The 11,177-nt window shown below is 44.8% G+C and carries 11 protein-coding genes; all 11 read right to left on the minus strand.

Annotation, left to right across the window (positions count from 1 at the left end):
* Nucleotides 1-3 precede the first annotated feature (3 nt).
* The 11 genes from ABIL39_06080 to ABIL39_06130 all read right to left on the minus strand — a co-directional run bounded on the left by ABIL39_06080 (nt 4) and on the right by ABIL39_06130 (nt 10,986).
* The gene (locus ABIL39_06080) at nt 4-624 is read right to left on the minus strand and encodes a hypothetical protein (protein MEO0165688.1); all 621 of its coding nucleotides are present in this window, start codon (nt 622-624) and stop codon (nt 4-6) included.
* A complete protein-coding gene (locus ABIL39_06085; protein MEO0165689.1) occupies nt 621-1,487 on the minus strand; it encodes a hypothetical protein in 867 nt (288 codons plus the stop codon). Before ABIL39_06085 ends, ABIL39_06080 begins: the two co-directional genes overlap by 4 nt.
* Nucleotides 1,484-2,164 carry a hypothetical protein gene (locus ABIL39_06090; protein ID MEO0165690.1) on the minus strand — a complete coding sequence of 227 codons (681 nt, stop codon included), beginning with the start codon at nt 2,162-2,164 and terminating at the stop codon, nt 1,484-1,486. Before ABIL39_06090 ends, ABIL39_06085 begins: the two co-directional genes overlap by 4 nt.
* A 17-nt stretch (nt 2,165-2,181) precedes the next feature.
* On the minus strand, nt 2,182-4,290 hold the full coding sequence (locus ABIL39_06095; GenBank protein MEO0165691.1) for a DUF6754 domain-containing protein: 2,109 nt from the start codon (nt 4,288-4,290) through the stop codon (nt 2,182-2,184).
* A gap of 167 nt (nt 4,291-4,457) precedes the next feature.
* A complete protein-coding gene (locus ABIL39_06100) occupies nt 4,458-5,099 on the minus strand; it encodes a hypothetical protein (GenBank protein MEO0165692.1) in 642 nt (213 codons plus the stop codon).
* Nucleotides 5,096-5,959 carry a hypothetical protein gene (locus tag ABIL39_06105; protein MEO0165693.1) on the minus strand — a complete coding sequence of 288 codons (864 nt, stop codon included), beginning with the start codon at nt 5,957-5,959 and terminating at the stop codon, nt 5,096-5,098. The genes ABIL39_06100 and ABIL39_06105 overlap by 4 nt, the downstream gene beginning before the upstream one ends.
* Nucleotides 5,956-6,615 (minus strand): hypothetical protein, encoded by a 660-nt coding sequence (locus tag ABIL39_06110; protein ID MEO0165694.1) that lies wholly within the window; start codon nt 6,613-6,615, stop codon nt 5,956-5,958. The genes ABIL39_06105 and ABIL39_06110 overlap by 4 nt, the downstream gene beginning before the upstream one ends.
* Before the next feature lie 9 nt (nt 6,616-6,624).
* A complete protein-coding gene (locus ABIL39_06115; GenBank protein MEO0165695.1) occupies nt 6,625-7,707 on the minus strand; it encodes a DUF6754 domain-containing protein in 1,083 nt (360 codons plus the stop codon).
* Between the two features lie 40 nt (nt 7,708-7,747).
* Nucleotides 7,748-8,032, minus strand: coding sequence for a MazG nucleotide pyrophosphohydrolase domain-containing protein (locus ABIL39_06120; GenBank protein ID MEO0165696.1), 285 nt, complete (start codon nt 8,030-8,032; stop codon nt 7,748-7,750).
* Nucleotides 8,033-8,106: 74 nt separating this feature from the next.
* Nucleotides 8,107-9,339: an Ig-like domain-containing protein gene (locus tag ABIL39_06125; GenBank protein ID MEO0165697.1), complete on the minus strand. Its 1,233-nt coding sequence runs from the start codon at nt 9,337-9,339 to the stop codon at nt 8,107-8,109.
* A 9-nt stretch (nt 9,340-9,348) separates the two neighbouring features.
* The gene (locus ABIL39_06130; GenBank protein MEO0165698.1) at nt 9,349-10,986 is read right to left on the minus strand and encodes a hypothetical protein; all 1,638 of its coding nucleotides are present in this window, start codon (nt 10,984-10,986) and stop codon (nt 9,349-9,351) included.
* Between the last annotated feature and the right edge of the window lie 191 nt (nt 10,987-11,177).

Here is an 11,177-nt window from a genome sequence, read left to right on the forward strand (position 1 = left end):
TGGTTATTTTATCAGCCCCAACCAGGTGCCAAACAAAAACTGGAGCCGTCCGATAAGTAAAGAAAGTCGTGCCATCACGGTATAACCGAATGAGGCGCCAAAGCCAACCATGATGAATATAATGCCGAGATAGGAGATCGGTTTTAGCACACCCTTATGTTCTCGGGAGAAGAAGAAAAAGAAAATTGTGCTAAGGACACCGATGAAGATCAGTACTGCCCATAAACCCTGTTGCCAATTCGAAAAGAGGTGGGGATAGATTACAGTGCCTTGAATCTGTTTGATCACATCTGCCTGGATTATCGCTGGAATACTTACCCCTGAAGAAAAACCGAGGGCAACGGCAATTGGAATGCGCACGAGCCAGGAGAGACGGGGAACGAAGCGGAAGAAGTATAATAAGCCAATCACCATGGGGATTAAAACCCAGTAATTTCCACCCTGTAACGGTAAAATAAGCCTGGGTGTCAAAACGAGGTGGTAGGTTACGGCAATTGCATAGCCGTTTGCTACTCCCACGAAGAGATGTTCACAGAACCGATAAAAGGGATTTTCTTTATAAAGAAAAGAAAGGATTCCGATGGTTAGAAATGCACCAATCCAGATCCAGGGATCCTGGTTCATTTCTTCCTCCTTGTCGCAAAATACCCAATGTTGCCGATGATCACCAATAAAAGAATCATCAGATGGGCGATGGATTGCGAACCCATGCCCCGGGTAGCGGGTGTAGCTCCGGTGAGATTATATTTGGTACTGACCAGATATTCGTATTCTGAAGCACCTTTTAGCCCAGCAATCATCCCGCACATCTGCCCGGTCTGTAAAAAGGGATAAAAATCTGGTGCAGTCACGGCAGTGGCACCTGACCCAACCCGGACACCAAAGCGGGTATTGGCATAGATAACCCAGGATTGAGGTATTGCACTTCCAGCAATGGAGATGATTACTCCGATATCGTTATAGTTCTTTATCTTCTTCATCATTTCTAAAGAAGCAGTCCGGTTTTTGTAATAATCAGCGGGAAATGCCTGACTTATATCCGATCCCATCCTCAATACCGCTGCAAGCCATAAGGGCGGATAGCCGAGAAAGACATAGTCCCGGCCATAGAGAATTGAATCCTGGTTTGTCTGAGCCCGGGCATTGAATTCTTCCGTTACCTGGTTTAATCCTTGCTGTGCCAGTCCCGGACCCTGGATATAAGAGGTCATCACAAGCACCGGAATGCGCCGGGCAAAGGCATGTCTTAACAGGGCAATGAACATCGGATGTAATTCAGGCATCGTTTGGGGATCATAATCAGCTGAGATTAAAATTCCTTGGTTTTCCGGGTCAATCGTCTCTATTACATCAAACAATTTCTGGGTATATGGCATGACATTCGTTTTTATCCGGAAAGGGAAAAGTAGCGGAATCAACACCGAAAGTCCGACGAGTAAAAAGACTATCCGCCGGTCAATCCTCAAAAGATATTCCCAGAATTTCATTTCCCGCCTCCTAACCAGTTTCTTTCAATCCCTAAAATAATTTTAAGTGAGGTTGCTGCTACCCCTAAACCTACTCCAAAGAGAATTCCTCTTTTTGATGCGGTATTGGGCACATCCATTATCCACTGTGCAAGATAAGGAAGTTTGGGTGAGATATAATAGCCGAGGGGGACTACCCCAACCATGACAATGAAGGCGGCGACAAGGAGGAGCGTTGCTTCCAATGTCCGGGCACGGAATGCGCGGTAGGCAGCAGATGCCATAAAGAATGCCAACAAAGCAAACATTGTTGCCCCCAAAGGGGTCATCACATTATCATAGATGGTCTGGATTGAGTATTTCACCACCAGGATTTTATCGCCGATGGGTAATCGGAACTGTACTGGTAATGGTCCTTTTCCTTCCATCCCTCCGAATAGTCCAATGATTGCAACGACTACGATGGAGATGAGGGTCACCCAGGAGTATTGCCAGTGCTCTTTTTTCCTCCGGATCTTATCAATGTGATGGTTTATCAGGCTGCCCAATCCTAAGACTAAGGCAAAAGAGGCGATTATCCCCAGCCAGTCCAGAAAATTCATATAGATATCTTTCGATATCCGGTGGGGTATGAAAAATTGGACAAGCATAGCAATGCCGATGATCAGGACTATCATTAAAGGAATAGTGCGTTGCATCTTACCTCCTTTAATTGTTATTGGACATGGAAGATATTATAGACTGGAATGCCCAGATTCAGCAACGCCAGAATGGTGGCGATTATTAGCACACCGGCAATCACCAGTTTGCTGTAGTCCTGACTCTTCAGGGCGGCGAGGAGCGTTGGTTCCCTTGAGATATAGGCACTCGCCGCATACAATTCTTCACCGATAAGGGTATAGTCACAGGCAGTGATAAAAAATGGTAATTGGGTGATTGCATCGGTTCCTGAAATCTGTATAGCTCCGGTTGAGGCACCACTTTCCGCCATGATCAAGGATTCGGCCCAGAACATGCCTACCAAAAAATTCGTTGCAGGTTTCTCCCTGATCATTATACCACTTACCGCGGCGGCATAGGCAAACTGGGAGTCGGTGATAAAATACACGGAATCCGGATTAAAGGCATCTGGTCGCCCGACTTTATTGTAGGCCTCTTTAACAACCTCGCGTGCCACCGTGAAGACAATTGGGTCACGATTGGGCACGATCAAGGGGGTATTGTACTGGGCAGACTTTTTCGCCACCTCGCTCAGGATATTTAAAGAGGCGATCGTTGCAACATCGCTAATATCAGAGGTTCCTGGAACATATAGAATCGGTCGTCCCATCTCGGTTGCTCGTCCCACGGCTTCATCAATCGCGGATAAACCGGCAATCCGGCGCACAAATATATTCTGTTTTTTCTTGGTATATTCAATAAAGAACACCACCAGGAAAACAAAGATAATGATACCAATCAAAGCATTGATTCTTCCCGTATGGAACCACTGGGGTGAGGAAACAACATAGGGTGTGGTCTGGGAAAAGATTCTCTCACCATCCTTAGTAATCGCAACGATTTTATAAGCATAGGGAACACCGTCGTATATGCCAATACGGTCTTGGTAAGTGTTTACTTGGGAACCCAGACGCGCATACACTCCATAATTTCCACTATCCTTCTCAGCCCGCATCACATAATAACCGAGAAATTCTGGTGGCTCTTTTGATTTTTGCCAGGATAAAGAGATTGCTCTTTTGTCGCCAATTATCGTGTCTTGGATAATGCGGTGCGGAATTCTTACTTCCTTAACCGCCCGGGCTTCATAAAGATATTCCTTACCAGGCTCGGCAGTGCCATCAATGAATTTAACCGCATCCGGTGCCGTGTAATCGATATATTTGAACTTATCTGTGCTGTCCTTCTCTGCACGATAGATTAAGGTCAAATCATAATTCTGCCCCACCACCTTTGGATTTAATTTCCATTCGATCCTTATCACCCTTCCGGTCATTCCTACGGAATCAGCAACGATACTTGCCGGCATAACAATCTGGTAGTTCTTACCGATGTAATAATGGTAATCAACCTCGGGTTTTACAGTTGAATCAACATAGAAAAAGGTGTCCTTGAAAGCAGCGATTGAATCATAAACCAGTCGCATTAATGCATAACTTTTTATAAGTCCATAATTCTGGGATGGTTCCCAGGTGATTTTGAAACCACCCCCCTCATCATTGGGAATGTCAGAAGCCTGTAAAAACTTGGGCGTGCCAATGGTGAAAAGCGGTGGCGAAGGTTCTGAGCACGCTCTCTCCGAACCCCGGACATTGGCGACTTTATAAAAATATTTTACACCGTCTTTGATTGTTGTATCCCGAAAACTCAATTGATTCTTGGAAACGGTGCCGATGATTTCATAAGGACCGTTCCGGGCTGTGCGCCAGATTTCATAGATCTCCTTGAGATATAAATCGTTTGGCCTTTTCCATTTTATAATATTCCGGTTATTGATGGTATCCCGGATGACCTGGTATCCGATAGATACAACTTTTAAAAAATTTTTCTGTCCGTTATAACATTTCATTCGTTCCTTCTTGACAATGTCGTAGAGGTATTCGTCATCCGGACGGATATCGGAATCAATGTAGAGGGTATCCTGAATGAGGGTTTTAAGGAGGATATACTGCGAACGGTAGATTTCGTAACACTCAACATTTTTTTCTTTTGTCTCCCATGTGAGGGTGATGCTTATACTATCCTGATTGATTATTTTTAATGCCCGCACATTCTCGGGCGGACTCAGGGTAAAGAGCAAGATTGTAAGTCCATAATTTATCATAGTCACCCCTTTTTGCTATTTGATCACGGGCTTTACGCGCCAGATTATCAATCCGATTCTTAAGTATATTTAGTGTCACTGAAAAATCAAGAAAAAAGTTGAATCTATATTTCTCAAATCCGGTATCTTTTCGATGCAGAGAAAAATTCTGGATTTGCTCGATAAAGCTATTTGATTATTCCCAACCAGGGTCCGAGTAAGTACTGTAAGCGACCAATCAATAAAGAGACCCTCGCCATCACCGTATAACCGAAAGCTGCGCCAAATCCGACCATGATGAAGATTATTCCGATGCGGGAGGATATTTTGAGCAACCCTTTGTGTTCTTTTGAGAAATAGAAATAAGAGAGGGTACACAGAACGCCGATGAATAGGATTATCGACCAGAGGATACCGGTATTTCCGGCATGCCAGGCGAGAAAGTTTTCTTTTGTCAGGATTGTTCCCTGAATCTGTTTGATGATATTCGCCTGAATGGTAGCAGGGATTGATGCTCCGGTATAATAACCGATGGTGATACCAATCGGTATGCGCACGAGCCAGGAGAGACGGGGAATGAAGCGGGTGAAATATAACACACCGATGATGAGGGAGAGGATGTAGATTAACTTTCCCTGTCTGAATAAGGGGTCAAAGAGTGAAGGAACGAGAATGTTATGCCAGTAGAATGTTACTGCATAACCATTTGCAGCACCTACAAAGACATGTTCAGCAAACTTATAGAAGGGGTTGTCTTTGTATAAAAAAGAGAAGATGGCAAGGCTTAAAAGCGCACTGATCCATACCCAGGGGTCTAAAGAGATATTCACTTTTTTCTCCTTTTTATAAAATACCCGATATTGCCGATGATAATAAAAATCATCATTACCAGATGGGCATAGGTTAGTGAAGGCAGGGCGGTGCTCGCCTTCCGGTGTTTATAAATAGCCAAACGCGTTTCCACGAGTTCTTCATATTCGGCTGCCCCTTTCATGCCTACCATCAATCCGCTGAACTGTCCGGTCTGGAGATACGGATAGTAATCACTCGCCGAGACCGCGGTGCAACCTACACCAACTTTTAGTCCGAATCGATTCTGGGCATAACCCACCCACCATAACGGTGGGTCACCGCTGCTGATACATATCAAAAGCCCCACCTGATTATAATTTTTCACCCTTTTCATGAGTGGTAAAGTATCGGTCTGATTGCCATAATAGTCTTTCTTGTAGACATTGGTGATGCTCTCGCCCATACCCAAGATAGGCACAAGGGGCGGAGGTTGCCAGCCCAAAAATATATAATCTCGTCCATAAATGATACTATCCGCCCTTGATTTTGCCTCGGCATTGAATTCTCCCACCACCTGGTCAAGTGCAGCCTTCGCCAGTCCGAGCGGCTGAACATATAAACTCAAAGCCAGAACTTTTATCCGCTTTTTAAAGGCATGCCTGAGAATAGCTAAAGCCATTGGTTCTAATTCAGGTTGGGTCTGCGGGTCATAATCAAAATCTATCATCAGGACTTTATCAACCGGGATGGTATCCACTGCGTTATACAATTTCTCAACTGGAGGCATTACCCGAACATGCTGTACCGAGGGGATGATCAAGGGTAAGATTACTACCACCGCCAGCACAAGATAGATTATTCTCCGGTCGATCTTGAGCATTAAATCTACGAGATTCACTCTCCACCTCCCAGCCAGGAACGCTCAATACCCAAAAGAATCTTTAAGGCTGTAGCCAGGGAACCGAGTGCGATGCCGAAGGCGATACCCCTCTTTCCTGCGACATTGGGCACATCCATTATCCATTGGGCAAAGGAGGGCAAATGGGGTGAGATTTGATTACCAAGAGGTAGAATCCCGAGCATCACCACAAAGGCAGAGATAAGCAGTAAAGTCGCTTCAGCAGACCGGGCACGGAAGGAGCGATAGGCAGCCGATGCCATGAAAAAGGATAAAAGGGCAAACATGGTAGCACCCAGGGGGACTTCTACATGGAGATAAATCGTCTGGATGTCAAAGGGGAAATTACCAATCTTTGTTGGGAGTGGACCGGTTCCGGAAACTCCTCCGAATAAACCGATTATAGAGGTAACAAAGAAGGTGATTAAAAGAACCCAGGAATATTCCCAATTCTCCCTCCGATGCTGGATTTTGTCAAAATGGACCCGTAAAAGACTTCCCAGACCCAGAACGAGTGCAAATGCCGCGAGGATGCGTAAAAGGTCGTTGCGTAAAAATTCATCGCTATTCTGGACAACAGGATGGGGAACGACGAAAGGTATGATACCCAAAATACCAAAGATAAAAACCAAAATTAAAGGTAATGTCCTTGTCATATCTTTCTCCTATCGGAATAAATTTAGAACAGGAAAGTTGGTTATTAAACCTACAATTGAGGCAAAGATGAGGATGCCTGCAATTATCAACTTCCCCCAATCTTCGCCTTTAATTGCACCCATGAGCAGGGGCTCCCTTGAGATATAGGCGCTCGCTGCATAGAGTTCTTCGCCGATCAATGTGTAGTCACATGCGGTCACAAGAAATGGTAACTGGGCAAGGGAGTCGGTTCCGCTTATCTGGATCGCACCTGTGGAAGCACCGGTTTCCGCGAGGATGAGGGATTCGGCATAGAAGGTGCCGATGAGGAAATTAGTTGCGGGTCTTTCCCTAAGCATAATTCCGTCAAGGGCAGCGGCATAAGCAAACTGTGAGTCTGTCACAAAGAATACACTCTCCGGGTCAAAGGCATCCGGACGACCTACCTTGGTATAGGATTCCTTGATGATCTCCCGTGCTACTGTATACACAATTGGGTCATAATGGGGATTGATCAGTTTGGTATTATATTGGGCAGTTTTTTTAGCAACCTCACCCAATATATTCAATGAGGCAATCGTCGCAATCTGTTCAATATAGCCGATGCCAGGGCAGTAAAGAATGGGTTTTCCCATCTCTGTCGCCCGACCCACGGCTTCCTCCACCGCCTGTAAGCCCGAAATTTTTCTTATGTACAATTCTTTTCCCTTGCGTGCCTGAACGATAAAGTAGAGGATTATACCTCCCAATACCAAAAGAGCGATGATGATATTGGTCTTGCTCCGGTCAAACCATTGGGCAGAGCTCATTACCGGGTTAGAGATTTCAGAAAATACCCTCACTGTGTCTTTGACCGCGGCAACCCGGTAATAATATTTTTTTCCATCCTCGGTCTGGTCATCAAGAGAATTCCGACTCCTTCCGATGAACCCGACCTTTTCAAAATTAATTCCATCTTCACTCCTGTAGACCTCATAACCATCAAGGAGTGCATCATCCGGTGATAACTGCCATTCTAATATCACCATTCCTCCGCCATCATCCGGGGCATCGTGTGCCTGAACCGGTCCGGGTGGGGAGAGGTTCGTGAACATTAAAAAGATAAGAAACATAAAACCTCCTTTTGCGGCATATTGAGACCTGACATATCTTTTATTCCGGGCATATGCAAGGTTCTTTCTGGCATTTCGGGCAGCCTTTCCGGTACTTCTCCATTGCCTTTTCCGCATCTATCTCTAAAATTACACCCACGGACAAAAGCCAGGCAAGGCAGTCGGCGAATTCTTCGTAAATCATTTTTTTATCTTTCTTCCGGATCGCCCTTGCCAGTTCGCCAATCTCCTCGATTAACCAATTAAAAGTTTTATCAAGACCTCTCTTTGCATCCTTTTTAAAATAAATATTTTTGATAAGCTGTTGGTATTGGTTCAGGTCCATCACACCTCCCAAATAATAAAAAAGGGAAGGGCATTATTTAATGCCCTTCCCTCTGCCTTTCTTTAATTCAGCCTTCAGAAGCCACCCTTATAGTCATCCCAGGGTTCGCCGCCGATACCATTGTTGTTGCCATCAAGTTTATAACCATTCGTTGCTTTCACCTCTTTTGAAACAAATACCCTTCTTCCTGCACTTATTGTTCTTTTGAAGTAGTAATCGATGATAGTTCTGTCCCCGGCATTGTTGGTATATACACGCATGCTCCCTGGAACATAGCCATTATTATCATAGACAATTATGTTGCTGGAGGTTATGGTCGTATTATCTAAGAGCCGGGAGAAGGTGATCGTCACTCCGTTAGAACCGATCGGAGTAAGGCTGCTCACCCGGGGTGGATTGTTCGGGTCATCAACCCGGAAATAAGACTGTAAATCAGGTTCGTTTTCCTCCGGTCCATCTCTGTCACCATCAAGCTTTAATAAGTATTGAGGGGTCTTGGAGTCGCCGAGGCGCTTAATGTTATTGCAGACGACGGTGATGGTGTAATTTTTCCCCGTGGTCAATGGATTGGCGGGCTGGAGGGTGATGCCGTAAGGAGTGCGCGTGATGAGATTTAAAGCGATGTTGGTTCCATTTTCGTCAGCGAGTTTGATATTGCTGGTGTTTAATGTGTTTGTATCCATTGGCGATATCACTGGAAAGTCAATCTGGATCTGGGGTGTGGTATTATTTATTGCCACGGTATCGGGTGAGAAGTTTGAAATCGTGGGTTGGAATGTGGCAATTAAGGTATCCGAGAGGGGTGCGGTCCAGAAGGTGGAATGGTAATCATCATAGGGTGTCCCATCAGCGAAATCGTCGTTATCACCATCAAGAGGCGAGCCATAGAGATTTTTCATTCCTTGGGCACCCGAGACAAGGCGGAGGAGAAAAGAGCCGGAATCAGGGACATCCGAGATATTGATATAAAGGGTTTTGATCTCTTGGTAATACTCAGTGGTGATTTTATCCTGGGGGATATTGGTATTCGTTCGCACATCAAGGATTACGATGTTATCTTTGTTTGTGACACTCGCCGGATCCATATAATCAGAAAAACGGACGGTTATCAAACCCTGAATGCCTGGTTGATTGCTGTTATTATCGGTCATCTCGGTGTAATTTGCAGGAACGATACTGGTCACCGTCGGCAGATTACCGGCACCGGTGCCCAGGGGCAAATCAGGATCCGGGGAAAGGAGATTCTCTGCCTTCTGGCAGGCAATGAGGGTCAACAAAACAAGACCCAAAAGATGCCACCTTTTCATTTTTGCCTCCTAAAATTTTAAGGTTGCAGAAAGACGCCAATTGTCTAATTTGGTAAGTTCACTGAAACCCATGAGATCAATCTGGAGATTATCGGTGACATGCCAGCCGATGCCGTAGAAATAATCAGTCTGCGGAGTATTTACCTTGTGAGTTTCATCCGAACCAACTGGTATCGGATTGGGATCGATAAGATCTTCAACAACCGTTCCGGTCCCATCTACAGTTCTGGTACGCTGGGGCTCATACTGGATGAGTTCGGTGACTGTGGTATAATCATCCATGGTGTAGGTGTGCTGGGCACCTAACCGGAAGGCAAGATTGGGGAAGAGGTTGAATTCTATGCCTACCGGGAGCGCGATGGTATGAGTTCTACCTGTAATTTTCGTCATCCAGGTTGCGCTTGACCAGACCGTCTGGACATAATCATCGGGGTCAAAACTTATTCCATCGTTATCATCAAAGACCCGGCGCGTGACAGTGGTATCCTTTGCGATAGTGGAATCAAATGTGGAGGTAGTGGTGAACATCACACCCAGGCCCAATTTTAATCTCTCAGAAACCTTAAACAATTGTTTTGTACCCAACTGGAGACCTTTGATCTTTGATGATCCATCATAATAAGTGAAGGTATTTATCGTATCCCAGGTGAATGTCGCCATGATATTTTCCCGGGTTTTGTAGTAGTGATCCCGCGCATCATCGCCGAAATTCAATGACTGTGTAAAGAAGCCGAGATAGAATCTTCCCTGGGCATTTTCGTTATAGTTATAAAAAGCGCGGAGATTGACGGTGATTATATTTCCGGATTGTTTTTGATTTGTAGAGTCAAGAATCCCCGCATGTGTGTAGAAGGTAGTGGTGTCGCCCGGACGGGTGTAAATGACGGAATCACCAGTGATTTCGGCATTATCTCCATAACCAAGGAGACCAAAGCCTGCAAGGAGACCGAGTTTTAATTTATCCATATCGCGCCAGAGACTGAATAAAAGGTCATTCTCTCCATATGCGTATTTATCATCGCCGGCAAATTTAGCCCGATTTATCAAGGTGAGGGTATCAAAATCTTCTATCGTATACTCGTAGGTGAAATTAGACAAGGGATTGGTGAAAATATTTTTGTAGCAGATTCTCAGATATCCGAGACCGACACGGAGATTATCCAGTTTGTAACCCAGGCCGATGAACATGTTATTATCTTTTAGCTGTTGATAAGCCGAACGGGTTTCGGTCTGAACTATTTTCTGGTCATAGCTACCGTTATTGTCGGTGTCATTCCAGTCAATGATCTGGACTTTGCCATCACCATAGATAGGATTGCCATTGGGATCGTTTAATCCGGTGGCCAGGGCTTCTTTATTAACGCTGTGGTCATAGACCATCCCTGGAGAGAATCTGCCCAAATTGGTTGCACCACCTATGAGGATATAAGGTGCACTACCATTGGAGAAGAGATTCTCATAACCGTTAACAAAATTGGAAAGACTGGTCCAGAGTCTTGAACCTTGTATTTCACAGATGCGTGCCGGGTCAAAGAGCAGGTCGTAATCATCTTCAAACAACCCGGCTGTTGATTGATATCTGAAGGACTGATAAACCAGTCCTGAGGATAGTGATAAAATCAACGCACTAATCAAGGCATATCTCATTTTACCTCCTTTTCATGCCTCTTTTTAGCGAAGACCTTTTATTTTTTAGATTATCACCTCCTTTCATGGATGCGGGAATTATAGCAATTTTTCTGATGATGTCAAGGATATAATGAAAAATAGTTATTCCCATATGCGGAATTTTTAATAAAATTAGTTAAACAGGAGGTACTAATGGCCGAAGATAAAAA

The sequence above is a fragment of the candidate division WOR-3 bacterium genome, assembly GCA_039802205.1.
GTDB lineage: Bacteria > Hydrothermota > Tepidihabitantia > SM23-42 > JAOAFX01 > JAOAFX01.